This window comes from Chromobacterium sp. Beijing (genome assembly GCF_021496765.1).
In the GTDB taxonomy this organism is placed as follows: domain Bacteria; phylum Pseudomonadota; class Gammaproteobacteria; order Burkholderiales; family Chromobacteriaceae; genus Chromobacterium.
Map to the genome: position 1 here is coordinate 109,165 of NZ_CP053750.1, position 25,283 is coordinate 134,447.

The 25,283-nt window shown below is 62.5% G+C and carries 21 protein-coding genes and 1 pseudogene; 17 read left to right on the forward strand and 5 right to left on the reverse strand.

Going from position 1 to position 25,283, the window contains the following annotated elements:
* Positions 1 to 99 precede the first annotated feature (99 nt).
* Positions 100 to 1,518: a glutamate--ammonia ligase gene (glnA, locus tag HQN78_RS00595; RefSeq protein ID WP_107798505.1), complete on the reverse strand. Its 1,419-nt coding sequence runs from the start codon at positions 1,516 to 1,518 to the stop codon at positions 100 to 102.
* A 348-nt stretch (positions 1,519 to 1,866) separates the two neighbouring features.
* Between glnA and HQN78_RS00600 the strand changes: the two genes are divergently transcribed.
* The 6 genes and pseudogenes from HQN78_RS00600 (at position 1,867) to HQN78_RS00625 (ending at position 7,360) form a co-directional block, all read left to right on the forward strand.
* Positions 1,867 to 2,319 carry a rhodanese-like domain-containing protein gene (locus HQN78_RS00600; protein WP_107798506.1) on the forward strand — a complete coding sequence of 151 codons (453 nt, stop codon included), beginning with the start codon at positions 1,867 to 1,869 and terminating at the stop codon, positions 2,317 to 2,319.
* Positions 2,320 to 2,512: 193 nt separating this feature from the next.
* Positions 2,513 to 3,334: a shikimate dehydrogenase gene (aroE, locus tag HQN78_RS00605; RefSeq protein ID WP_107798507.1), complete on the forward strand. Its 822-nt coding sequence runs from the start codon at positions 2,513 to 2,515 to the stop codon at positions 3,332 to 3,334.
* Between the two features lie 111 nt (positions 3,335 to 3,445).
* Positions 3,446 to 4,132, forward strand: a complete 687-nt coding sequence (gene mtgA, locus HQN78_RS00610; protein WP_199225817.1) for a monofunctional biosynthetic peptidoglycan transglycosylase — start codon at positions 3,446 to 3,448, stop codon at positions 4,130 to 4,132.
* A 201-nt stretch (positions 4,133 to 4,333) separates the two neighbouring features.
* A complete protein-coding gene (gene mgtE / locus HQN78_RS00615) occupies positions 4,334 to 5,773 on the forward strand; it encodes a magnesium transporter (RefSeq protein ID WP_107798508.1) in 1,440 nt (479 codons plus the stop codon).
* 8 nt (positions 5,774 to 5,781) lie between these two features.
* A pseudogene (gene prmC / locus HQN78_RS00620) lies at positions 5,782 to 6,599 on the forward strand (peptide chain release factor N(5)-glutamine methyltransferase).
* Positions 6,599 to 7,360 (forward strand): phosphatase PAP2 family protein, encoded by a 762-nt coding sequence (locus HQN78_RS00625; protein ID WP_235087313.1) that lies wholly within the window; start codon positions 6,599 to 6,601, stop codon positions 7,358 to 7,360. Before prmC ends, HQN78_RS00625 begins: the two are co-directional and overlap by 1 nt.
* A 123-nt stretch (positions 7,361 to 7,483) precedes the next feature.
* Here HQN78_RS00625 and HQN78_RS00630 read toward each other — a convergent pair whose 3' ends face one another.
* A complete protein-coding gene (locus tag HQN78_RS00630; protein WP_107798510.1) occupies positions 7,484 to 7,963 on the reverse strand; it encodes a peptidylprolyl isomerase in 480 nt (159 codons plus the stop codon).
* Positions 7,964 to 8,103: 140 nt separating this feature from the next.
* Between HQN78_RS00630 and HQN78_RS00635 the strand changes: the two genes are divergently transcribed.
* Positions 8,104 to 9,237: a cupin domain-containing protein gene (locus tag HQN78_RS00635; protein WP_107798511.1), complete on the forward strand. Its 1,134-nt coding sequence runs from the start codon at positions 8,104 to 8,106 to the stop codon at positions 9,235 to 9,237.
* Positions 9,238 to 9,932: 695 nt separating this feature from the next.
* Here the strand turns inward: HQN78_RS00635 and bamC are convergent.
* Together bamC and dapA are read right to left on the reverse strand one after the other, a co-directional pair.
* The gene (bamC, locus tag HQN78_RS00640; RefSeq protein ID WP_107798512.1) at positions 9,933 to 11,060 is read right to left on the reverse strand and encodes an outer membrane protein assembly factor BamC; all 1,128 of its coding nucleotides are present in this window, start codon (positions 11,058 to 11,060) and stop codon (positions 9,933 to 9,935) included.
* A gap of 31 nt (positions 11,061 to 11,091) precedes the next feature.
* Positions 11,092 to 11,967, reverse strand: a complete 876-nt coding sequence (gene dapA, locus HQN78_RS00645; RefSeq protein WP_107798513.1) for a 4-hydroxy-tetrahydrodipicolinate synthase — start codon at positions 11,965 to 11,967, stop codon at positions 11,092 to 11,094.
* Between the two features lie 175 nt (positions 11,968 to 12,142).
* Between dapA and HQN78_RS00650 the strand changes: the two genes are divergently transcribed.
* Together HQN78_RS00650 and fabG are read left to right on the forward strand one after the other, a co-directional pair.
* Positions 12,143 to 13,774 carry an ABC-F family ATPase gene (locus tag HQN78_RS00650; RefSeq protein WP_235087315.1) on the forward strand — a complete coding sequence of 544 codons (1,632 nt, stop codon included), beginning with the start codon at positions 12,143 to 12,145 and terminating at the stop codon, positions 13,772 to 13,774.
* Between the two features lie 254 nt (positions 13,775 to 14,028).
* The gene (gene fabG / locus HQN78_RS00655) at positions 14,029 to 14,769 is read left to right on the forward strand and encodes a 3-oxoacyl-ACP reductase FabG (protein ID WP_166451873.1); all 741 of its coding nucleotides are present in this window, start codon (positions 14,029 to 14,031) and stop codon (positions 14,767 to 14,769) included.
* A gap of 67 nt (positions 14,770 to 14,836) precedes the next feature.
* Here the strand turns inward: fabG and cysB are convergent, their stop codons facing one another.
* Positions 14,837 to 15,781 (reverse strand): HTH-type transcriptional regulator CysB, encoded by a 945-nt coding sequence (cysB, locus tag HQN78_RS00660; RefSeq protein WP_107798515.1) that lies wholly within the window; start codon positions 15,779 to 15,781, stop codon positions 14,837 to 14,839.
* Positions 15,782 to 15,893: 112 nt separating this feature from the next.
* Between cysB and HQN78_RS00665 the strand changes: the two genes are divergently transcribed.
* From HQN78_RS00665 to ispH, 8 genes are all read left to right on the forward strand, one after another.
* On the forward strand, positions 15,894 to 16,598 hold the full coding sequence (locus HQN78_RS00665) for a phosphoadenylyl-sulfate reductase (RefSeq protein ID WP_107798516.1): 705 nt from the start codon (positions 15,894 to 15,896) through the stop codon (positions 16,596 to 16,598).
* A gap of 19 nt (positions 16,599 to 16,617) precedes the next feature.
* Positions 16,618 to 18,276 carry a nitrite/sulfite reductase gene (locus HQN78_RS00670; RefSeq protein ID WP_227104418.1) on the forward strand — a complete coding sequence of 553 codons (1,659 nt, stop codon included), beginning with the start codon at positions 16,618 to 16,620 and terminating at the stop codon, positions 18,274 to 18,276.
* Positions 18,260 to 18,772 (forward strand): DUF934 domain-containing protein, encoded by a 513-nt coding sequence (locus HQN78_RS00675; protein ID WP_227104416.1) that lies wholly within the window; start codon positions 18,260 to 18,262, stop codon positions 18,770 to 18,772. The genes HQN78_RS00670 and HQN78_RS00675 overlap by 17 nt, the downstream gene beginning before the upstream one ends.
* Positions 18,773 to 19,010: 238 nt before the next feature.
* Positions 19,011 to 19,688 (forward strand): OmpA family protein, encoded by a 678-nt coding sequence (locus HQN78_RS00680; RefSeq protein WP_107798519.1) that lies wholly within the window; start codon positions 19,011 to 19,013, stop codon positions 19,686 to 19,688.
* 173 nt (positions 19,689 to 19,861) lie between these two features.
* Positions 19,862 to 20,797, forward strand: a complete 936-nt coding sequence (locus HQN78_RS00685) for a bifunctional riboflavin kinase/FAD synthetase (RefSeq protein WP_107798520.1) — start codon at positions 19,862 to 19,864, stop codon at positions 20,795 to 20,797.
* Positions 20,794 to 23,571 (forward strand): isoleucine--tRNA ligase, encoded by a 2,778-nt coding sequence (gene ileS, locus HQN78_RS00690; RefSeq protein WP_235087318.1) that lies wholly within the window; start codon positions 20,794 to 20,796, stop codon positions 23,569 to 23,571. Before HQN78_RS00685 ends, ileS begins: the two co-directional genes overlap by 4 nt.
* Before the next feature lie 132 nt (positions 23,572 to 23,703).
* Complete coding sequence (gene lspA, locus HQN78_RS00695) at positions 23,704 to 24,192, forward strand: signal peptidase II (RefSeq protein ID WP_048412579.1); 489 nt, start codon at positions 23,704 to 23,706, stop codon at positions 24,190 to 24,192.
* A gap of 28 nt (positions 24,193 to 24,220) precedes the next feature.
* Complete coding sequence (ispH, locus tag HQN78_RS00700) at positions 24,221 to 25,162, forward strand: 4-hydroxy-3-methylbut-2-enyl diphosphate reductase (protein ID WP_107798523.1); 942 nt, start codon at positions 24,221 to 24,223, stop codon at positions 25,160 to 25,162.
* The last annotated feature ends 121 nt before the right edge of the window (positions 25,163 to 25,283 follow it).

The window sequence follows — 25,283 nt, forward strand, 5'->3', positions numbered from 1 at the left end:
GAGTTCCGGGTTTCAGCTCTGCAATGATATGCAAATCCGCCGGACAAGTCATATATGAAAACGGCAGCCCGGAGGCTGCCGTTTTTCCATGCGCCGGTATTACAGCGAGTAATACATCGCGAATTCCACCGGATGGGTGGTCATGCGGGTCAGGTTGACCTCCTGCATCTTCAGCTCGATGTAGGCGTCGATCCAGTCATTGGAGAACACGCCGCCGCGGGTCAGGAACTCGCGGTCCTTGTCCAGAGCGGCCAGCGCCTCGTCCAGGCTGGCGCACACGGTCGGGATCAGCTTGTCTTCTTCCGGCGGCAAATCGTACAGGTTCTTGTCCGCGGCGTCGCCCGGGTGGATCTTGTTCTGGATGCCGTCCAGGCCGGCCATCAGCAGAGCGGAGAAGCACAGATAGGGGTTGGCCAAGGGGTCCGGGAAGCGCGCTTCGATGCGGCGGCCTTTGGGGCTGGCCACATGCGGAATGCGGATGGACGCGGAGCGGTTCTTGGCGGAGTAGGCCAGCTTCACCGGCGCTTCATAGTGCGGCACCAGGCGTTTGTAAGAGTTGGTGCCCGGGTTGGTGATCGCGTTCAGCGCCTTGGCGTGCTTGATGATGCCGCCGATGTAGTAGAGCGCGGTTTCGGACAGGCCGGCGTAGCCGTCGCCGGCGAACAGGTTCTTGCCGTCCTTCCAGATGGACTGGTGCACGTGCATGCCGGAACCGTTGTCGCCGACGATGGGCTTGGGCATGAAGGTGGCGGTCTTGCCGTAGCTGTGGGCCACGTTGTGCACCACGTATTTCAGGATCTGGGTCCAGTCCGCGCGCTGGGTCAGGGTGCTGAACCTGGTGCCGATCTCGTTCTGGCCGGCGGTGGCCACTTCGTGGTGGTGCACTTCCACCGGGATGCCCAGCTCTTCGAGCAGCAGCACCATGGCGGAGCGGATGTCTTGCGAGGAATCCACCGGCGGCACCGGGAAGTAACCGCCCTTGATGCCCGGGCGGTGACCCATATTGCCGCCTTCGAACTCCTCGGCGGAAGCCCAGGCGGCTTCTTCGGCCTTGATCTTGACGAAGCAGCCGGACATGTCTGTGCCCCAGGTCACGCTGTCGAAGATGAAGAATTCCGGTTCCGGGCCGAAATAGGCGGTGTCGCCCAGGCCGGAGGCCTTAAGATAGGCTTCGGCGCGTTTGGCGATGGAGCGCGGGTCGCGGTCGTAGCCCTTGCCGTCGGCCGGATCGATCACATCGCAGTGCAGGAAGACGGTGGGTTCGTCGTAGAACGGGTCGATGCGGGCGGTGGCCGGGTCGGCCATCAACAGCATGTCGGATGCCTGGATGCCTTTCCAGCCCGCGATCGAGGAACCGTCGAAAGCGTGGCCGTGTTCGAACCATGCGTCCGGATCGTCCAGCAGCACATGGGCCGGAATCGACACGTGTTGTTCTTTGCCGCGGGTATCGGTAAAGCGCAGGTCGATGAACTTGACATCATTTTCGGTAATCAGCTTGACTACGTCTGCAACCGCCATGGTTTTCTCCTGAAAGGCTACATGCATCATGTGCGAATGAGTGGATGGCAGGCTCTTAAGCATTAAGCGTGCCAGCTTTGAAATCGCTGAGATTCCATTGTGTCATAGCCCAAAACCGGGCGCTAGCGGAGTTGAATGAACCAGGGTGGTGCCTGGATTCGGCTTATGCACCAAAACAGGGCGTTGACGGCATTGCGGCCGTCTTCGTCGATATGGATAATCCGTATATTCCGTATATAAGGTAACGAGAGCGGCTGACAAAACCCCGCTAAGACGCTGAGCCGGCCGGCGCAGCGTCAAGGGGTGTCGGCGGTTCGACAAGGCGGCCGGGCCGCGGGGAGAGCTTGCATGGATCAGATGACGCGGCTATTGCAACAGGCGCGGCGCCGGGCGGAAGAACAGGGCTTGCCCTATCGCGGCGCCTTGACGCCGCAGGAAGCGCACCAGCTGAAGCAGGCGATGCCGGAAGCGGTGCTGCTGGACGTGCGCAGCGCGGCGGAATGGCAGTTCGTCGGCGTGGTGCCCTATGCCCAGCGGCTGGAGTGGCGGAGCTTTCCCGGCATGCAGCCCAATCCGCGTTTCATCGAGCAATTGCAGGACATGCTGCCCAAGGACGGCGTGCTGATGCTGATGTGCCGTTCCGGCGTGCGCTCGGACGAAGCGGCGCGCATGGCCGCCGCCGCCGGTTACACCGAAGCCTACAACGTGCTGGAGGGGTTTGAGGGCGACAAGGACGCCGACGGCCACCGCAACACCGTGGGCGGCTGGAAAGCGCGCGGCCTGCCCTGGCAACAAGGCTGAGCCGGGGCCGGCGCGGCGACGTCGTGGTTGAAGTTTGGCGTATTCCACGGCAAAGTGTCATAGCGCCGCCGGCAGGGCGGCGCGGACGCGACGAGAGCCGCCAACAAAGCCAAGCGCGACGCGGCGCCGGGGCTTTGTTAGCCACTCTCTATCCGAATACCGAAAACATAGCCAAATCTTGGAAAGCTGACTCATGACCGACCGTTACGCCGTTATCGGCAACCCTGTTTCGCACAGCCAGTCGCCGTTCATCCATAACGAATTCGCGACGGCCACCGGCCAGGATATCGCTTACGACAAGTTGTTCGCCGAACTGGGGCGTTTCAACGAAGTGGTGGCCGAGTTTGTCTCCGCCGGCGGCAAGGGCCTCAATATCACGCTGCCGTTCAAGGGCGACGCCTACCGTTTCGCCAATGAGCTGACCGAGCGCGCCCGCGCGGCGGAGGCGGTCAACACCCTGTGCTTCCGCGACGGCAAGATCTACGGCGACAACACCGACGGCGTGGGCCTGGTGCGCGACATCGTGGACAATCTGGACTACCCGATCGCCGGCGCCAAGGTGCTGATCCTGGGCGCGGGCGGCGCGGTGCGCGGCGTGCTGGAACCCATCCTGGCGCAAAAGCCGGCCTCCTTGACCATCGCCAACCGCACGCTGATCAAGGCCGAGGCGCTGGCGCATCACTTCGCGCCCTGGGGCAAGGTGGAGGCCATAGGCTACGAGCAATTGAAGGGCCGCAGCTTCGACATCGTGATCAACGCCACCTCGACCAGCCTCAGCAATGAATTGCCGCCCATCCCCTACGGCCTGTTCACCGCGCGCACCCTGGCTTACGACATGGTGTACAGCAAGGGCCTGACGCCCTTCTTGCAACGCGCGCAGGCGGAAAACGCCGGCATGCTGGCCGACGGCCTGGGCATGCTGGTGGAGCAGGCGGCGGAGTCCTTCGCCATCTGGCGCGGCGTGGAGCCGGCCACCCGCAAGGTGACCAATATGCTGCGGGAAGTGCTGGCCTGACGCTCGCCGGGTCCGGCGGGTCCGGACCCATCAACAAGGCGTCGCTTTCGCCTCCCGCGGTTTGAATCCCAATCCCCCTTGCCCTGCGAGGGGGCTCGCTTCGCGAGTCAGATGATGCGTCTCTTCCTGAAAGTACTGGCGGCCCTGATGGCCGCCTTTCTGCTGTATAACCTGTGGATCTTCGGCCATATCGTTTATTGGCGCGGCCACAATCCGTCGGCCAGCGCCTTCATGAACGAACAGCTGGCCAAGCTGCAGCAGGACGACCCCGAGGCGGAGCTGCGCCACAAATGGGTGAGTTACGAGCAGATCTCGCCCAATCTGAAGCGCGCGCTGATCGCGTCGGAAGACGCCAAGTTCGTCGATCACGAAGGTTTCGATTGGGACGGCATCGAGGCCGCTTTCGAAAAAAATCTGAAGAAGGGCAAGATCGTCGCCGGCGGCTCCACCATCAGCCAGCAGCTGGCCAAGAATTTGTTCCTGTCCAGCAGCAAGACGCCGTGGCGCAAGGTGGAGGAAGCCTTGATCACGGTGATGCTGGAAACGGTGTTGGACAAGCGGCGCATTTTCGAGATTTACCTGAACGTGATCGAGTGGGGCAACGGGGTTTTCGGCGCGGAGGCGGCCTCGCGCTATTACTACCGCTCCAGCGCGGCGCGGCTGTCTTCGTCGCAGGCGGCCAAGCTGGCGGCGATGGTGCCCAATCCGCGCTATTACGACAGCCATCGCGGCGCGCCGGGCCTGGCGCGCAAGACCCGCATCATCCAGCGGCGTATGGGCTATGTGGAACTGCCGTGAGCGCCCGGGGGCCGGATTGGAGCGGCGCAGGCGGCATGTTACAATCGCGACTTTCTTTGAGTGCGCCATGCGCGAGGCATGGCGGCTACGCAATGGACTTACCCAGTTACCCCGTAATCCAATCCCGATTTACCGTTAGAGAATAACGCCCGCCTCAGACCGCCCGCGCCGCGCGCGCCATCTGGGCGGAAGGAGACGTGCATGACGGTTGCCTTCAAGCAACAATCCGCCGATCGTCTGCAAGAAAGCCTGGCCCTGGTGCAGCGCCTGATCGAGCGCCAGCGGCAGTTGGAAGATCTTGTATCCCGTCAGGAGGCGTCCGAGCCGCCGACGGACCCGCTGGCCCCGCATTACAATCTGGAAGCGCTGCGGCTGAAGCTGGAGCAGCTGCACCCGGCCGACGTCGCCCATATCCTGGAAGCCTTGCCGCTGGAAGACCGCCTGCTGGTCTGGGACCAGGTGGGCGGCGCGCGCGACGGCGCCATCCTGCTGGAAGTGTCCGACGCGGTCAGGGAATCGCTGATCGAAGTGATGGAGCACGGCGAGCTGGTCAACGCCGCCGAGCAACTGGACGCCGACGAACTGGCCGAACTGGCGCCGGACATGCCGCGCCAGGTGGTGTACGAAGTGATGGGCGGCCTGGACGAGGAAGAGCGCGCCCAGCTGCAATCCGCGCTGTCCTACGACGAGGACAAGGTCGGCGCGCTGATGGACTTCGACCTGGTCAAGATCCGCGCCGACGTCAGCTGCGAAGTGGTGCTGCGCTATCTGCGCCGTTTCGACGAACTGCCGGCGCATACCGACAAAATCTTCGTCATCGACGACTTGGGCCTGCTCAAGGGCGTGCTGTCCATCCGCAAACTGCTGGTGTCCGACCCCGACGCCTTGGTGGCCGAAGTGATGGCCACCGAGCTGGTCAGCTTCAGCCCGGACGAGGACGCCGCCGACGCGGCGCTGGCCTTCGAACGCTACGACTTGATCACCGCGCCGGTGGTGGACGAGGCCGGCAAGCTGATCGGCCGGCTGACCGTGGACGAGATGGTGGACGTGATCCGGGAGGAATCCGACAGCGAAGTGCTGAATCTGGCCGGCTTGAAAGAGGAAGAAGACCTGTTCGCGCCGGTGATCGATTCGGTGAAGAACCGCTGGGCCTGGCTGGCGATCAATCTGTGCACCGCCTTCATCGCCTCGCGGGTGATCGGCGTGTTCGAACACTCCATTTCCCAATTGGTGGCCCTGGCCGCGCTGATGCCCATCGTCGCCGGCATCGGCGGCAACTCCGGCAATCAAACCATCACCATGATCGTGCGGGCGCTGGCCATGGGGCAGATGCAGCTGAGCCAGGCCTGGCGCTTGTGGCGCAAGGAGTTGCGAGTCAGCATGATCAACGGCGTGCTGTGGGGCGGGGTGATAGGCAGCGTGGCCTGGCTGTTGTACGGCAGCTTTTCGTTGGGTCTGGTGATGCTGGGCGCGATGCTGCTCAATCTGATGCTGGCCGCCACCATGGGCGTGTTGATTCCCTGCCTGATGCAGCGCTCCGGCCGCGACCCGGCGCTGGGCTCCAGCGTGCTGATCACCGCCTGCACCGACTCCGGCGGCTTTTTCATTTTCCTGGGTCTCGCCACCCTGTTCCTGTTGTGAAGACCATGCTGACGATAGCCGAGGCGCTGCGCCTATACCCCTTGCCCCGCCTGGAAGCCCGCATGCTATTGCAGCAGGCGGCGCCGGAGCTGACTCACGCCCGCATCGCGGCCTACCCGGAACAGACGCTGAGCGCGGAACAGGAGGCGTGTTTCCGCGGGCTGGCCGCCCGGCGCGCCGCCGGCGAGCCGGTGGCCTATCTGATCGGCCGGCGAGAATTCTACGGCCGCGATTTCACCGTGGGCCCGCAGGTATTGATCCCCGGCCGGAAACCGAGCACTTGATCGAGGCGGCTTTGCAGAGGTTTGGCGACCGCGCCGCCCGCGTTGTCGACCTGGGCACCGGCAGCGGCGCCATCGCCGCGACGCTGGCGCTGGAGGCGCCGGCATGGCGGGTCTGCGCCGTCGATCTGTCGCCGGAGGCGCTGGCCATCGCGCGCGGCAACGCGGAACGCCTGGGCGCGCGCGTCGATTTTTATCAGGGCAGCTGGTATCAAGCCTTGCCCGAGGACGCGGTCTTCGATCTCATCGTGTCCAATCCGCCGTATATACAGCGCGACGACGAACACCTGGGGCAGGGGGATGTGCGTTTCGAGCCGCGGATGGCGCTGACCGACGAGGCCGATGGGCTGGACTGTCTGCGCGCCATCGCCGCCGACGCGCCGCGACGGCTGGCGCCGGGCGGCGGCTTGATCGTCGAGCACGGCTACGACCAGGGCGAGGCGGTGCGCGGGCTTTTCGCCGACGCGGGTTTGCTGCAAGTGGAAACCATTGTCGATCTGGCGGGTCTGGATCGAATCACCCTCGCAACGATGAAAGCTGACTGATGTGGTTTAAGTTGTCCTGTCTGCGCCGGCTGTGGCCGGCGTTGTTGTTATCGCCGCTGGCTGTCCTGCTGGCAGTGTCCCCGGATTTCAATCGAGAATTGTTTCTGATCCTGCATGAGGCCGGCCGCGTCGCGCCCGGCGCGTTCTGGCGTCTGTTGAGCGTGCTGGGCGACTGGCCCACGGTGCTGGCCCTGCTGCTGGCCTTGAGCTGGCGGCGGCCGGACAAGCTGCCGGCCTTGTTGGTGGGCTGCGGCGTCGGCGTGTTTCTGGCCATCGTGCTCAAGGCGGGCTTCGCCGTGCCGCGACCGCCGTTGGCGCTGCCGTCGGGCTCGGTGCAATTGCTGGACGATTTACCCGGCAACGGCTCTTTCCCCTCCGGCCATGCGATGGCATCCGCCACGCTGGCGAGCTTTCTTTATTATTCAGGCGTCTTGCGCCGCGGAGCCTTGCTGACGGCGGCCGTGGCCTTGGTGATGCTGTCGCGCTTGGCGATAGGCGTGCACTGGCCGCTGGATGTGACGGTGGGCGCCTTGCTGGGATGGGCGTCCATGAGCGCCGCTTGCCGCTGGGCCTGGCCTCGGGGATGGCCGGCGGGCTTGAGCGCGCGGCTGCAGTCGCTGATGCTGCCGGCCTTGGCGCTGCAGCTGCTGTGGCTGTTGTACAAGCCGGGCAGCCATGAGGAGTACGGCCTGAGGCTGGCGGTGTGCGCGCTGGTGCTGGCCGCGGGTTGTTGGCGCTGGCGGCGCACGCGCTTGGGATAGCGCCGGAGCGTTCGCGCTCAGGCATGACAAAGGCGGCCCAATGGGCCGCCTTTGTCGAAATCAGGCCGGCGCGCCGGCAAAAGCATTACAATGACGCCGGTGCCGGCAGGGCCGGATGCCTGATCAATGGTGGTGGCCGTGCTCGCCGTGGGCGTGACCATGGCTGACTTCATCGGCGCTGGCGGCGCGGATTTCCACTACCTTGGCGGTGAAGCGGATGCTCTGGCCGGCCAGCGGGTGGTTGGCGTCGACCACGGCCTTGCCGTCGGCGATGTCGGTGACGCGGAACAGCAGCACGTCGCCGGTTTCCGGATCGTCGGCTTCGAACATCATGCCGACTTCGACGTCAGCCGGGAACACGTCCAGGTCTTCCAAGCGGATCAGTTCTTCTTCCGGGTCGCCGAAAGCGTCGTCCGGCGTCATCTTGACGTCGATGGCGTCGCCAACGGCCTTGCCTTCCAAAGCTTCTTCCACCAGCGGGAAGATGCCGTCGTAGCCACCGTGCAGATAGCTGATCGGCTCTTCGGTCTTGTCGAGGAGGTTGTTGTCAGCGTCGAACATCTCGTAGTGGAGGGTCACGACGGTGTTTTTGGAGATTTGCATGAGTGCGGATCCGTGAAGGAAGGTAAATAAAGCGGATGGCGGCGCAAGCCGGCCATCGAAAACGATTTTCAGATGCGCCGCCAATTGCGCGCATCCCATATTGTAAACCATTGCCGGGCGTTTCAGCCCGTGAAACTGCCATGAACACAACAACTTTGCTGGGCGGGATGTCGCCCGAACAGTTCCTCGCCGAGTACTGGCATAAGAAGCCTTTGCTGATCCGCGGCGCCCTGACCGAGGTGGGGCCGCTGGCGGATTTTTCGGTGCTGTCGCAACTGGCGACCCGCGAAGACGCGGAGTCGCGTCTGATTGAATGCCGCAACGGCCGCTGGAGCCTGGAGCGCGGTCCGTTCCGCCCGGCGCGTTTCCGCCGGTTACCGGAGACGGACTGGACCTTGCTGGTGCAGGGGGTCAACCAGCATCTGCCGCATATCGACGAGCTGCTGTGGCGCTTCAACTTCATTCCCTACGCGCGGCTGGACGATCTGATGATCAGCTACGCGCCGCCGGGCGGCACCGTGGGGCCGCATTTCGACGCCTACGACGTGTTCCTCTTGCAAGTGGGCGGGCGCAAGCGCTGGCAGATCTCCACCCAGCACGACGACGACTTCATCGAAGACGCGCCGATCCGGGTGCTGAAGGACTTCCGTTGCGAGCAGGAGTTCGTGCTGGAGCACGGCGACATGCTCTATCTGCCGCCCAAGTGCGCGCATCACGGCGTGGCGCTGGACCCGGGCATGACTTATTCGATCGGCTTCCGCGCGCCGCCGGCGCAGGAACTGGCGACGCAATTCCTGGTGCATCTGCAGGACCGCATCTGCGCGGAAGGCGTGTACGCCGATCCCGGGCTCAAGCTGCAGCAGGACCCGGCGCGGATCGGCGACGAGATGGTGGAGCAGGTCAGCCGTCTGCTGGAGCAGATCCGTTGGGACAAGGCCGCGGTGGGGGACTTCCTGGGCCACTATCTGACCGAACCCAAGGCGCATGTATTTTACGACGCGCCGGAAGAGGAGTTGGACGAGGCCGAATTCGAGAGCGAAGCGACATTGCGCGGACTGGAACTGGACCGCAAGAGCCAGATCCTGTTCTGCGGCGATAGTTTCTATTGCAACGGCGAGAAACTGGAGGCCGCGGAAGAGGATTTCGCCGCTTGGCGCGCCTTCGCCAATGCCAGAAGCATTGCCGGCGCGGCGCTTGGGCCTGGCATGCAGGAATGTTTGTACGAGGGATACCTGGCAGGCTATTGGCATTTGGCGACGAATGTAGCAAAATAACCACAGAAATTGTTCGGATGCGCAAGTGATATCGACAAATTCTGGCCTCAACGACAGGGGTAAACGCCCGTTTTTGTGGCTATGCTGCTTTGCGGAAGAGGATTATGGGCAAAGGTGTTTTTTTGGAATTTTGCCCCCTATACAGCCTTTTTTTTCGTGATACAATTTGCGCACTGATGGATTTTCAGTCGCCCGGCTTATTTCGAAGACCGTGCGATAACTGACGTCTTGTTCAACTTATCCTCAAAGGTAATGAAAAAATGAAACAGTCGCTCCTCGTTGCTGCCCTGCTGGCTGTAGCCCTGTCCGCTTGCGGTAAGAAAGCTGAAGCTCCGGCTGAAGCTTCCGCTCCTGCTGTTGAAGCATCCGCTCCGGCTGCCGCTCCGGCATCCGCTCCGGCTGCTGAAGCTTCCGCTCCGGCTGCTGCTTCCGCTCCGGCTGCTGAGGCTTCCGCTGCCAAGTAATTCTTGGCCTGCGACAAAAAAACCGGCTATGGCCGGTTTTTTTGTATCTGTAGCAAATGGAACAAGGGGTGTTGCAACATGAAAACAACACAATTGTCTGTTCGCTACAAAGCGTTACATTTCGCCTGATAACGGATGGCCGGATTCATTGACCGGCCATTGGGAAAACAAGGCGCAAAGAAAAGCCCGCGACAGCGGGCTTTATCTTTTGGGACGCGTTGATTTCGCGTCTTATTGCAGCTCGGTTTGCAGCTTGGACAGCGCGGCCTTGCTGAAGGCGTCCGACAGCGGCTTGCCTTGTTTGTCCTGGATGGACACCGTGCTGGAGCCGGGCGCGGTTTCCTTGATCTGCACGCGGTATTCCTGCTCCGTGGGTTTGGCGGATTTGCCGTCGTCGCTCTTCCAGAAGGCGAGGCCGGACCAGAAGCCGCCGGACTCGTTCTTGTCGGTTTCGCTCTTGGCCGGTTTGACGAAGTAAACGCCCTGGGAACGGTCGCGGTCGCTGACCACCAGGCCGACGCGGTCCAGCGCCAGGCCGACGCGGCGCCAAGCGCGGTCGAACTCGTCGCTGAGCAGCAACTGGCCGTCTACGATGGGGGTTTGCGGCTTGGCCGGCGCGCTCAGCGTCTGCTTGACCTGTTCGCGGGCTTTATCTTCCGCCATGCCCAGATTCATCATGAAGCGGCCCAGCAACTCGGCTTCCAGGCCCGGGTCGGTGGCGCGCGGCTGCCAGATGGTATTGGTCTTGGTGGTGTCGGCATAGACTTCTTCCATGCCGCGGTGGGAGAAGTAAACTTCCGTGCCGTTGGCGGTCTTTTCCAGACGAATGCGGAACTTGTCGCGCTCGCCGGTGGAGTAGACGCTGCCGAGGCCGACGGTTTCCAGCAGCTTGCGCAGGCCGTCGTTGGGCAGTTTGGCGCGGTTTTCCGCCCAGTCCGTTTCCATCACGCCCACGGCCGGGTCTTCGCTCTTGATCACGAAGCCGTTGTCCTGCCAGAAGGCTTTCAGCGCGGGCCACAGCTGTTCCGGGCTCTTGCCCGACACCACCAGCCAGCGCTGGGTGCCGGCGCGTTCCATCTTGACGTTGTCCAGCTGGTTCAGCGCGACCGAGCTGCCGGCCGCCGGCTGTTGCGCCGGCGCGTCGGTCTTGGCGCCCTGGGCGGCGGCGCTGGCGGCGCCTGGGATGGTGTATTTGTTCTGGACTTGCGGCGCGGTCAGATCCGGCGGCACTTCCAGAGTGTTGACGGTTTTGGGCTTGTCGGACTGGTAGTCCAGCTTTTTGGTCAGCGGCTGTTGCGAGCTGCAACCGGCGATAATGCCAGTTGCCAGCAGAATCGCGGCGGGCGCGGTTCGTTTCATGCGGTCTCCCATCGTTTCGGCAGGGGAAGGGTTAAAGGACGTCGGCTTGTTTCATCGCCGCTTCCACGGCCGCTTGCGCGTCGGGGGAGAGCGGAGTCAGCGGCAGGCGGATGCCGGAGGGAATCCGGTTCATCCGCGTCAGCGCCCACTTGGCCGGAATCGGGTTGGGTTCGATAAACAGCTGCTTGTGCAGGCCTTGCAGCTTGTCGTTGATCTCGCGAGCCAGCTTGGCGTTGCCGCTGGTGGCGGCTTTGCACAGCTCGCTCATGGATTTGGGGGCGATGTTGGCGGTGACCGAGATCACGCCGTGGCCGCCGCACAGCATGAAGGCCATGCCGGTGGCGTCATCGCCGGAATAAAGGGTGAAGCCGTCCGGAACGCGCATGACCAGATCGCAGGCGCGGCCGATGTCGCCGGTGGCGTCTTTCAGGCCGACGATGTTCGGGTGGGCGGCCAGGCGCAGCGCGGTGTCGTTGCTCATGTCGGCAACGGTGCGGCCGGGCACATTATAAAGAATGACCGGCAGCTTGCTGGCGTCGGCGATCGCTTTGAAATGCTGGTACAGACCTTCCTGAGTGGGCTTGTTGTAATAAGGCACGACGGACAGCACGTAATCGGCGCCAACCTCCTGGGACAGGTGGCTCAGCTCGATCGCTTCGGCCGTGGAGTTGCCGCCGGCGCCGGCGACGACTTTGACGCGGCCTTCAGCGTATTCGACAACCGCCTTGACCACGGCGATATGCTCGGTCACGTTCAATGTGGCGGATTCGCCCGTGGTGCCAACCGCGACAATGCCGTCGGTGCCATTCTCAATATGGAAATCGACGAGTCGTCGCAGTGCCTCGTAGTCCACCGAGCCGTCTGCGGACATCGGGGTGACCAGGGCGACCAAGCTGCCGGTAAGCATAGTTCAGCCTATCTCAGGGAATAGAAAACAAGGCTTACGATTGTAGCGGAATTCCAGATGCTGGCAAAAGGTAGGCGGCGTTTCCGTGACGGACGGCTCGGGAAAACGCCGGCACTGTGCTAGAATCCCACGTTTTTCCGATACTTACGGCTATTTGGCTGAAGGATCCCTAAGCGTGATTACCACAAGCAACATTACCATGCAGTTTGGCGTCAAACCTTTGTTCGAAAAGGTTTCCGTCAAATTTGGCGAAGGCAACCGTTACGGCCTGATCGGCGCCAACGGTTCCGGCAAATCCACTTTTATGAAGATTCTGGGTGGCGACCTGGAGCAGACCAGCGGCGAGGTGGCCATCGAGAACGGTCTGCGCCTGGGTAAGCTGCGTCAGGATCAGTTCGCCTATGAAGATCAGCGCGTCATCGACGTGGTGATGATGGGCCACACCGAGATGTGGGCTGCGATGAGCGAACGCGACGCCATCTACGCCAACCCGGAGGCCAGCGAAGACGACTATATGCACGCGGCCGAACTGGAAGCCAAGTTCGCCGAATACGACGGCTACACCGCCGAGGCGCGCGCGGGCGAGTTGCTGATGGGCGTGGGCATTCCGGTGGAACAGCACGCCGGCCCGATGAGCGAAGTGGCGCCGGGCTGGAAGCTGCGCGTCTTGCTGGCGCAAGCCCTGTTCTCCAATCCGGACATCCTGTTGCTGGACGAACCGACCAACAACCTGGACATCAACACCATCCGCTGGCTGGAACACGTGCTCAACGAGCGCAACGCCACCATGATCATCATTTCGCACGACCGTCACTTCCTGAACTCGGTGTGCACCCATATGGCGGACTTGGACTACAACACCATCCGCATCTACCCGGGCAACTACGACGACTATATGATCGCGTCGGCTCAGGCAAGGGAGCGTCAGCTGTCGTCCAACAGCAAGGCCAAGGAGCGCATCCAGGAACTGCAGGAGTTCGTGGCCCGCTTCTCCGCCAACAAATCCAAGGCGCGCCAGGCGACCAGCCGACTGAAGCAGGTGGACAAGCTGAAGTCCGAAATGGTGGAAGTGAAGCCGTCCAGCCGTCAGAACCCGTTCATCCGTTTTGAAATGGACGACAAGTTCAAGCTGCACCGTCAGGCGGTGGAGGTGGATCACCTGAACAAGGCTTACGACGCCAAGGTGCTGTTCAAGGATCTGAGCCTGATCCTGGAAGCCGGCGCCCGTCTGGCCGTCATCGGCCCCAACGGCGCGGGCAAGACCTCGCTGGTCAAGCTGCTGGCCGGCGCCTTCAACGCGCCGTTCGCCGAAGGCCTGAGCGCCGACCGCGGTTCGATCAAATGGGCGGAAAAAGCCCAGGTCGGCTATTTCTCCCAGGACCATGAAGCCGATTTCGACAGCGATATGACGCTGACCGAATGGATGCGCGAATGGGGCCAGGAAGGCGACGACGAGCAGGTGATCCGCGGCACGCTGGGCCGTCTGTTGTTCGGCGGCGACGAAGTGGGCAAGCCGGTGCGCGTGCTGTCCGGCGGCGAGAAGGGACGCATGCTGTACGGCAAGCTGATCCTGCAAAAACCCAATGTGATGATCATGGATGAACCGACCAACCATATGGATATGGAATCGATCGAGTCCCTGAACATGGCGCTGGAGAAGTACAAGGGCACCCTGGTCTTCGTTTCCCACGATCGTCAGTTCGTCAGCTCGCTGGCGACGCACGTGCTGGAACTGGACGGCAAGGGCGGTTACGACTACTACACCGGCAACTACGAAGACTATCTGGCCAGCAAGGGCCTGGAGTAAGCCTCGGCTCTTGGTCGGTTACACGCGGTAACTGACCTGTAGAGCAGTTGCTTTACCGGCGGGAGTCAGTGCGCTATATTGCAGTGCGTCTTGTGCGCTGCAATGGCTGCAGCGCACAAACTCCCGCTTTTCTTTTTTGCTTTAAAAAATAACCAATAAAAACAGGTGTTTGGCCATAGGTGGTCGATGGTGGAGTTGTAAGTCCGGCCTCCGGGCGGATTGCCTGTCATCTACAAAGTCAGTAAGGAAAATCCATGCGCTTGAAAGGTAAAGTCTCCATCATCACCGGCGCCGCCAGCGGCATCGGCAAGGCGACCGCCGAGAAATTCGTCAAAGAAGGCGCAGTCGTCGCCGTTTGCGACCTCAATCTGGACGCGGTCAACGCGGTGGTCGAGGAGTTGCAGCAGGCCGGCGGCGAAGCCATAGGCTATAAGGTGGACGTGACCAATAAGGGCCAGATCGCCGAAATGGTCGCCGACCTGAAAAACCGCCGCGGCCGCATCGACGTGCTGGTCAACAACGCCGGCATCGTCATGGACGCCCAGTTGATGAAAATGACCGAAGACCAGTTCGACAAGGTGATCGACATCAATCTGAAAGGCGTTTACAACTGTGCCCGCGCGGTGATCGACACCATGGTGGAGCAGGGCGGCGGCGTGATCCTGAACGCGTCCTCGGTGGTGGGCGTCTACGGCAACTTCGGCCAGACCAACTACGCGGCGTCCAAGTTCGGCGTCATCGGCTTCGTCAAGACCTGGGCCAAGGAGCTGGGCAAGAAGGGCATCCGCGCCAATGCGGTGTGTCCGGGCTTTGTCGCCACTCCCATCCTGCAATCGATGCCGGAAAAAGTGATCCAGGCGATGGAAGACAAGGTGCCGATGCGGCGCATGGCCGACCCGACCGAGATCGCCAACGTCTACGCCTTCCTGGCGTCCGACGAGGCCAGCTACATCAACGGCGCGGCCATCGAGGTGACAGGCGGCCTGACGCTCTGATCCGGCGCCCCTGTACGCGAAAACGCCCCGAGATCGGGGCGTTTTGTTTTGCCTGGCCGGAAGCGGCTCAATCCTCGCTGTCCGGGTCGCGCGCCAGCAGCGCGGCTTCGACTTCGCGCCGGTGCAGATGGGGCGCGAACAGTTCGATGAAGGTGTAGGCGAAGCCGCGCAGATAGGCGTCTTTGCGGATGCCGATCTTGGTGGTGGACGGCTCGAACAGATGGCCGGCGTCCAGCAGCTGCAGATTGATATCGCGTTCCGGCTCGTAGGCCATGCTGGCGATGATGCCTATGCCCAGCCCCAGGCTGACATAGGTCTTGATCACGTCGGTGTCTATCGCGGTCAGCACCACATTGGGCGCCAGGCCCTGATCGGCGAAGGCCTTGTTGATCTTGGAGCGGCCGGCGAAGGCGAAGTCGTAGGTGACGATGGGGTAGCGTGCGATGTCCGCCAGCGTCAGCGGGCGATCCAGCTTGGTCAGCTCGTGCCCTTCCGGCACCACGATGGAGCGGTTCCATTCATAGCAGGGCAGCATCGCCAATTCCTTATACAAGGCGATGCCTTCGGTGGCGATGGCGAGGTCGGCTTCGCCGGACACCACCATTTCGCAGATCTGGGTGGGGCTGCCCTGCTTGATCGACAGCCTCACCTTGGGGTAACGTCGAACGAACTCGGCGATGGCCGGCGGCAGCGCGTAGCGCGCCTGAGTGTGCGTGGTGGCGATGGTCAGCGCGCCTTCCGCCTCCTTGGAGAATTCGTCGCCCACCCGTTTCAGATTCTGCGCTTCGCGCAGAATGCGTTCGGAAATGCGCAGCACCTCCTTACCCGGCTCGGACACCGAGACCACCCGCTTGCCGTTGCGGATGAAAACCTGGATGCCCAGCTCGTCCTCCAGCAGCCGGATTTGCTTGGAAATGCCCGGTTGCGAGGTGTGCAGCTTTTCCGCGGCCTCCGAGACGTTCAGCCCTTGCTTGGCCACCTCGACCAAGTAACGCAGTTGTTGCAGCTTCATGCGACGCCATCCTCTATAAAACCTGTAGTAATTAAATACTAACACAATATTCTTTTCGGTTTATAAGCGGCTTGGGTAGGATTGTCATGAAATTTCCTGCCTGGAGCCTTTGATGAGCCTGGAAGCAAAACTGGACGCCACCGTCGCCTGCCTCAGGACGATCGCGGCCGAGCATCCGGACGCCGTGCTGGCCAACAGCTATGGCGCCGAGGACATGGTGCTGACCGATCTGATCGCCCGCCTGGGCCTGGGCATCGCGGCCTTCAGCCTGGACACCGGCCGCCTGCCGGCGGAAACCTACGACCTGATGCAGCGGGTGGAAGAGCGTTATCCCAGCCACCCCGTCGCCGTGTATTTTCCGCAGTCCGCCGCGGTGGAGCAGTATGTGGCCCTCCACGGCATCAACGGCTTTTACCGCAGCGTGGACGCGCGCAAGTCCTGTTGCCAGCTGCGCAAGCTGGAGCCGCTAAGGCGCGCGCTGGCCGGGCGTTCGGCCTGGATCACCGGGCTGCGGCGCGAACAGTCGCCGACGCGCCAGGATCTGCAGGTCAGCGAATACGACGCCGACAACGGCCTGCAAAAGTTCAGCCCGCTGCTGGACTGGAGCGAGGGCGAGGTCTGGGACTATCTGCGCGCGCACGAAGTGCCCTACAACGCCCTGCACGACCGCCATTACCCCTCCATCGGCTGCGCGCCCTGTACCCGGGCCATTTCGGTGGGCGAGGACGTCCGCGCCGGCCGCTGGTGGTGGGAAAACCCCGATTCCAAGGAATGCGGCCTGCACGTCAAGGCCAGCCCGTTGAAACGCCCGGCATAGCGCCGCCTGAAAGAGCACCATGTATCAATATGATGAAGTCGATCACCGCATCGTGCGCGAGCGCGTGGTTCAGTTTCGAGATCAGACCCGGCGCTATCTGGCCGGCGAACTGAGCGAGGACGAGTTTCGCCCGCTGCGGCTGATGAACGGCCTGTACGTGCAGCGCCACGCGCCCATGTTGCGCGTCGCCATTCCCTACGGCCATCTGCGCAGCGGCCAGCTGCGCAAGCTGGCCGACATCGCCCGCCGCTACGACAAGGGCTACGGCCATTTCACCACCCGCCAGAACATCCAGTTCAACTGGCCGGAGCTGGCGCGGGTGCCGGATATCCTGGAAGAGCTGTCCACGGTGGAAATGCACGCGATCCAGACTTCCGGCAACTGCGTGCGCAACACCACCACGGACGCTTTCGCCGGCGTGGCCGGCGACGAGCTGCTGGATCCGCGCCCCTGGTGCGAGATCATCCGTCAGTGGAGCACGCTGCACCCCGAGTTCACCTTCCTGCCGCGCAAATTCAAGATCGCGGTGTCCGGCAGCGTGGAAGACCGCGCGGCCACCCGCGTGCACGACATCGGCCTGCACGTGGTGCGCAACGAGGCCGGCGAAGTCGGTTTCCGCGTGATGGTGGGCGGCGGACTGGGGCGCACGCCCATCGTCGGCGACGTGGTCAAGGATTTTCTGCCCACCCCGCATCTGCTGACCTATCTGGACGCGGTGCTGCGGGTCTATAACCGCTTCGGCCGCCGCGACAACAAATACAAGGCGCGCATCAAGATCCTGGTCAAGGCGATGACGGTGGAGGGCTTCGCCGCCAAGGTGGAGGACGAATGGCTGCATATCAAGGGCGGCCCGGCCACGCTGCGCGACGAGGACGTCGCGCACTACGCCAGCTTTTTCACCGATCCGCCGTATCAGACGCTGCCGGCCAATCCGCCCGAGCTGCGGACCTGGCTGGAAGAAGACAAAGGCTTCGCCCGGTGGGCGGAGCGCAATACCCGCGCTCACAAGCGGCCGGGTTATCGCTCGGTCGTGCTGTCGCTGAAACGCGCCGGCGTGCCGCCCGGCGACATCAGCGCGGAACAGATGGACGCGGCGGCAGAATTGTCCGAGCGCTTCGGATTCGGCGAACTGCGCGTCGCCCATGAACAGAACCTGGTGTTGCCGGACGTGCCGGAAAAGGATTTGCACGCCTTGTGGCAGCTGGCGCGTCAGCACGGCTTCGCCACTCCCAATATCGGCCTGCTCACCGACATCATCTGCTGTCCGGGTGGCGACTTCTGCTCGCTGGCCAACGCGCGCTCGATTCCGGTGGCCGAGGCCATCCAGCAAACCTTCGAGGACATGGACTATCTCTACGACCTCGGCGACATCGACTGCAATTTCTCCGGTTGCATGAATGCCTGCGGCCACCATCACATCGGCAATATCGGCATTCTGGGCGTGGATAAAAACGGGGAAGAGTGGTACCAGATCACGCTGGGCGGCAGCCAGGGCAGCGCCACCAGCATAGGCAAGGTGATCGGGCCCTCGTTCGCCCAGGCCGACGTGCCCAAGGCCTTCACCACCATCATGAGCGTCTATCTGGAGCAACGCGGTCCGGGCGAGCGCTTCATCGAAACCGTGCGCCGCATCGGCATCGAACCCTTCAAGGAGCGGGTGTATGCCAAACATCATTAAACAGGGACAAGTCCGGCCCGACGATTGGAATCTGCTGCGCCAGGATGAAAACGGCCAGTTGCCGGAAACCGCCGCGGGCGGCAATGTGATCGTGCCGCTGTCCGATTGGCTGGAACGACGCGCGTTCTGGCGCAGCCATGCGGCGCGGGTGGGCGTCTGGCTGGGACCGGAGGACGATCCGGCGCGGCTACTGGCCGATTTGCCAGAGCTGGAGCTGATCGCCGTCGATTTTCCGGCCTTCACCGACGGGCGCGGCTACAGTCATGCGCGCTTGCTGCGCGAGCGCTACGGCTATCGCGGGGAACTGCGGGCGATCGGGGATGTCTGGCAAGACTTGCTGCATTCCATGGCGCAAGTTGGTTTTGATGCATTTGCCATCAAGGACGGCAAGACACTGGAATCTTCGCTGGATGGTTTCAATACTTTTAGCGAAAACTATCAGGCTACCGTGCTGAACCCGCTGCCACTGTTTCGTAGGCGCGTCACATCGGTGTAATGTGTGGCTTATGCGAGACAGAGGCTGAAAAAAAACGCTTTTTTTGACGTTTTTTTGCAACGGATTGCTCGCAATCTGTGGCGCCTCAAGTTGACATGGGATTGCAGCGTTTCTATAGTGCGGGTTAACTGCATAAACACAGTTTGCAGATCACCCTGTTGTTTGCAGTAAAATTGTTCGTGTGGTCTTTGCGTCAGCCCGCATTGCTACCCATTTTATAGATTAAAGAGGGAATAACATGACTAAACAGCTGAAACTGAGCGCCCTGGTTGCTGCTCTGTTGGTTTCCGCTAGCGCTTTTGCTGCTAAACCTGGCTATGCCGTTGACCAGTCCACCGAATCCGTGACTCGCAACAACTACGGCGAGTGCTGGAGAACCAACTTCTTCGACAAGGCCAAGGACGGCCTGGTTGAATGTGGCGACCGTGAAGCTGCCAAGCCGGTAGCCGAAGCTCCGAAGCCGGTGCTGGTTTCCGAAAAAGAAAAAGTCACCCTGTCCGCTAAAGTGCTGTTCGACTTCGACAAGGCCAAGCTGCGCGCCGACGCCAAGAACGAACTGGACCCGCTGGTTGAAAAGCTGAAAGCCAACGCCGGCAAAGGCTACCTGAAGTCCGTTGAAGTTGCTGGCTACACCGACTTCATGGGTTCCGCCGCTTACAACAACCGTCTGTCGCAAGAGCGCGCCGACGCTGTTAAAGGCTACTTCATCGCTGCTGGCGTTCCGGCTGAAAAAGTGACCTCCGTAGGTCGCGGCTCCGCTGAAGCCAAGATGACCGCCGAGTGCAAGGCCAAATTCCCGAAATACCAGAAGAAAGGTTCCAAGCAGAACCTGGCTATCAAGGAATGCATCGAGTCTGATCGTCGCGTTGAGCTGACCATCGACGCGGTTAAAGAGTCCCTGGTTGAGAAGAAGTAATCTCGATTAGTCGCTCTGTTCAAAAAGCCCCGCAATCTTGCGGGGCTTTTTGCATTGGGCGGCGGAGAGCGGGCTCCTTTCGCCGTCGCCGCCCCAATTGCGTTTCATGTCTGGACGCTATCCGTGGCTGGCAGATACAATCGAAGGTTTTCAGGACGCAATAAGACCAGCACATGCAGGTATTTTTTGGAGATCCGCGGCGTTATCAGCTGCCAGCCTGCGCCTTGACCATCGGCAATTTCGACGGCGTGCACCTTGGCCATCAGAAAATGCTGCAGCGCCTGCGGCTGGAAGCCGACGCGCGCGGCTTGCCGACGGCTCTGTTGACCTTTGAACCCCATCCGCGGGAGTTCTTCGCGCGCGACAAGCCGCCCGGCCGCCTGTCAACGCTGCGCGACAAACTGGCTTTCTTGCAGCGGCTGGGCCTGGTCGACTATGTGTTCGTCTATCGCTTCAACCACGGTTTCGCCGGCATGTCGGCGCAGGACTTCATCGACAAAGTCCTGGTGCAGGGCCTGCAGACCAAGTATTTGCTGATCGGCGACGACTTCCAGTTCGGCGCCAAGCGGCAGGGCCACTTCGAAATGTTGAGCTCCTGTCCCCATTTCGTCACCGAGGCGATGCCGACGGTGCTGGCCATGGGCGAGCGAGCGTCCAGCAGCCTGGTGCGCGAGCGGCTGGCCGCCGGCGACTTGAGCGGCGCGGAAAGCCTGCTGGGGCGCGAGTACCAGATTTCCGGCCGCGTGGTGCACGGCAAGAAACTGGGCCGTACCATAGGTTTCCCCACGGCCAACATCCATCTGCCGCATTTGCGTCCGGCCTTGCAGGGCGTGTTCGTGGTGCAGGCGGAGACCGACGCCGGCGTGCTGGGCGGCGTGGCCAGTCTGGGTTTGAACCCGACGGTCAGCGATACCCCGGACTACAAACTGGAAGTGCATCTGTTCGATTTCGCCGGCGATCTCTACGGCCAGCGGCTGACGGTGCGATTCCTGAAGAAACTGCGCGACGAGGCGCGGTATGATGATTTATCGGCGCTGATCGCTCAGATCGAAAAAGACGCGGCCAGCGCCAAGACCTATTTGACAAGTTTGCAGCGAGAGCAGGCATGAGCATCGATTATCGAAAAACCGTAAACCTGCTGGATACCCCCTTCGCCATGCGCGGGGATCTGGCCAAACGCGAACCGGCCTGGGTCAAGCGCTGGCAGGAGGAGAAGCGCTACGAGAAGCTGCGCAAGCTCTCCGCCGGCCGTCCCAAGTTCATCCTGCACGACGGCCCTCCGTACGCCAACAACGACATCCACCTGGGCCACGCGGTCAACAAGGTGCTGAAGGACATCATCGTCCGCTCCAAGACGCTGGCCGGTTTCGACGCGCCCTATGTGCCGGGCTGGGACTGTCACGGCCTGCCCATCGAATTGATGGTGGAGAAGCTGCACGGCAAGGACATTCCCGCCGCCAAATTCCGCGAGCTGTGCCGCGAATACGCGAAAGAGCAAGTGGCGCGCCAGAAGAAGGGCTTCATCCGCCTGGGCGTGCTGGGCGATTGGGACAATCCCTATCTGACCATGGATTTTAAGACCGAGGCCGACATTGTGCGCACCCTCGGCAAGATCTTCGAGAACGGCTATCTGACCAAGGGCGAGAAGCCGGTGCACTGGTGCATCGAGTGCGGCTCCTCGCTGGCCGAGGCCGAAGTCGAGTATGAGGACAAGCTGTCGCCGGCGATCGACGTCGGCTTCAAGGTGGTGGACGCGGACAAGGCGGGCGAAGCCTTCGGCGCCGACGCCTCCGGCGCGATGGCGGTGATCTGGACCACCACGCCGTGGACCTTGCCCGCCAACCAGGCCGTCGCCGCCGGCGCCGAACTGGTTTATCAATTGCTGGACACGCCCAAGGGCAAGCTGATCCTGGCCAAGGAGCTGGCCGAGGCGGCCTTGAAGCGCTACGGCGTCGAGAGCGGCCAGGTGTTGGGCGAGGCCAAGGGCCGGGCGCTGGAGCTCTTGCAGCTGCAACACCCGTTCTACGCGCGCCAAGTGCCGGTGATCCTGGGCGATCACGTGACCACCGACGCCGGCACCGGCCTGGTGCACACCGCGCCGGCCCACGGTCTGGAAGACTTCCAGGCCGGCCTGCATTACAAGCTGCCGGTGGCCAACCCGGTGGCGGACAACGGCCGTTACAAGACCGGCACCGAGCTGTTCGCCGGCCTGCTGGTCTGGGACGCCAATCCGCGCATCATCGAAACGCTGGAAGAGCACGGCGCGCTGGTGCACAAGGCCAAGCTGGAGCACAGCTACCCGCATTGCTGGCGTCACAAGACCCCCATCATTTTCCGCGCCACGCCGCAGTGGTTCATCGGCATGGACAAGGCCGGCCACGGCGGCGAGACCCTGCGCTCCATCAGCCAGCGCGCGGTGGACGCCACCGAGTTCTTCCCGGCCTGGGGCCGCGCGCGCCTGGACGCGATGATCAAGAACAGCCCTGACTGGTGTGTGTCGCGCCAGCGCAATTGGGGCGTGCCGATGACCTTCTTCATCCACAAGGAAAGCGGCGAGCTGCACCCGCGCACGGCGCAATTGCTGGAAGAAGTGGCGTTGCGCATCGAGCAGCAGGGCATTGAAGCCTGGTTCAGCCTGGACGCCAAGGAGTTGCTGGGCGAAGAGGCCGAGCAGTACCGCAAGCTGTCCGACACCCTGGACGTGTGGTTCGATTCCGGCTCCACCCATTTCGCCGTGCTCAAGCAGCGCGCCGAACTGGCCTGGCCGGCGGACCTGTACCTGGAGGGTTCCGACCAGCATCGCGGCTGGTTCCAGTCCTCGCTGAAAACCGGTTGCGCCACCATAGGCCGCGCGCCGTACAAGCAGTTGCTGACCCACGGTTTCACCGTGGACGACAAGGGCTACAAGATGTCCAAGTCGCGCGGCAACGGCATTGCGCCGGAAGAGATCTGCGGCACCCTGGGCGCCGACATCCTGCGCCTCTGGGTGGCCAGCGCCGACTACTCCGGCGATATGTCGCTGTCGCAGGAAATCCTGAAGCGCACGACGGAAAGCTATCGCCGCCTGCGCAACACCATCCGCTTCCTGCTGTCCAATCTGTCGGATTTCGATCCGCTGGAACACGCCGTGCCGCTGGCCAATATGGTGGAACTGGACCAGTACGCGCTGCTGCGCGCGCGCGAAGTGCAGGAAAAGGCGGCGGGCGAACTGTACTCGCGCTACGCCTTCCACCATGTGGTGCAGGAAGTGGTGGGTTATTGCTCCGAGGATCTGGGCGCCTTCTACCTGGACGTGATCAAGGACCGTTTGTACACCACCAAGGCGGACAGCCATGCGCGGCGCAGCGCTCAGACCGCGCTGTACCACATCACCCGCAGCCTGCTTTTGCTGGTGGCGCCCATCCTGTGCTTCACCGCCGACGAGGCGTGGAACGTGCTGGTGGACAGCGAGGAAGAATCGCCGCTGTATCACGTCTGGCATGAGTTCCCGGCCCAGTCCGCCGAGCGCGAAGCGGCCTTGTCCGCCAAGTGGCAGGCCATCCGCGAGCTGCGCGCCCAGGTCAACAAGCAGATCGAAGCGCTGCGCAGCGCCGATCAGCTGGGCTCCTCGCTGCAGGCGGAAATCGAAATCGAGGCCGACGGCGAGCTGTCGCAGTGGCTGAACGCCTTGGGCGATGAACTCAAGTTCGTGCTGATTGTCTCTAAAGCCAGCGTCAAGCCAGGCGAGCAAACCCGCGTCAGCGTGGCGTCGTCCGCAGAGCAGAAGTGCGAGCGCTGCTGGCACTATCGCGCCGACGTCGGCAGCCACGCCGGCCACGGCGCGGTGTGCGGCCGTTGCGTGGACAATATCGACGGCAAGGGCGAGACGCGCCGCTTCGCCTGATCCGCGTCGACGACGCGGCGGCACGGCCGGGCCGGAAGCATGGGAACGCTCAGCGTTCCGGGCTTCCGGCGCTTTGATATAGAGTGCGCGGAGTTCCGCTTCGCGTCGTGGAAAGGTCTGATGGAATCTGCAATGACTATGCCCAAGGCCAAGCAATGGCCGAAGTGGTTTGCGCTAGCCGCGGTGATCGTGCTGCTGGATCAATTGACCAAGATCTATTTCAACGGCAATTACCAGTACGGCGAAGTCCGGGAAATCATTCCCGGCTTTTTCGGGTTTACCTTGCTGTACAATCCGGGCGCGGCGTTCAGCTTCCTGCACGACGCCGGCGGCTGGCAGAAGTATCTGTTTTCCGGTCTGGCTTTCGCGGTGTCCGGCTGGCTGGGCTGGAATATCTTCAAGAACCGCTTCAGCGGACTGATGAACCTGGCCGCGGCCTTCATCATGGGCGGCGCGCTCGGCAATGTGATAGACCGCATCGTCCATGGCCATGTGATCGATTTCATCCAGGTGCATTACTACAGCAGCTGGTCGTACCCGGCCTTCAATCTGGCGGACTCCTTCATCTGCGTGGGAGCCGCCTTGATGGTGCTGGACAGTTTCAGAAAGCCGCGCGCCTGAGCGCCGCGGCTTGAGCAAGGATTGAGTGATGACGAAGACCATCATGCTGGCCAACCCGCGCGGCTTCTGCGCCGGGGTGGACCGGGCCATCGCCATCGTCGAGCGGGCGATCGAACTCTACGGCGCGCCGATCTACGTGCGCCACGAAGTGGTGCATAACCGCTTTGTCGTGGAGAACCTGCGCGCCAAGGGCGCGGTGTTCATCGAAGAATTGAAAGATGTGCCCAGCGGCAGCACCCTGGTGTACTCCGCTCACGGCGTGCCGCTGTCGGTGCGCGAAGAGGCGGCGCTGCTGGGCCTGCAGGTATTCGACGCCACCTGTCCGCTGGTCACCAAAGTGCATGTCGAAGTCAAGCGCATGAACAAGGCTGGCATGGAGATCGTCATGATAGGCCACGCCGGCCACCCCGAGGTGGAGGGCACCATGGGCCAGGTGGACGGCGGCATGTATCTGGTGGAAAACGTCGCCGACGTCGCCAAGCTGCAAGTGCGCAACCCGGCGGCGCTGTCCTACGTCAGCCAGACCACGCTGTCGGTGGACGAGACCCGAGACATCATCGCCGCGCTGAAAGCGCGCTTCCCCGAGATCTCCAGCCCGAAAAAAGACGATATCTGCTACGCCACGCAAAACCGGCAGGACGCGGTGAAGGTGCTGGCCGACGAGTGCGACATCGTGGTGGTGGTGGGATCGCCCAACAGCTCCAACTCCAACCGCTTGCGCGAAGTGGCCGCGCTCAAGGGCGTGGACGCCTATATGGTGGACAACGCCGGCCAACTGGTGGAAGCCTGGTTCGTCGGCAAGCGGCGCGTGGGCGTCACCGCCGGCGCCAGCGCGCCGGAAGTGCTGGTGCAGGCGGTGATAGACCAGATCAAGGCTTTCGGCGCGGACAGCGTCAGCGAACTGGACGGCGTGGAGGAAAACACCGTGTTCGCGCTGCCGCCGGCCCTGCGCGAAGACAAGCGCGCCTGAGCCCGCCCGGCGGGTCCAAAGGCCAAACCGCCCCGCGATTTCGTCGCGGGGCTTTTTCATGTTCGCGCGGCGACGATCCTGGGTTGCGGGCAGGGGTATTGAAAACCCCGGGACAGCCCTT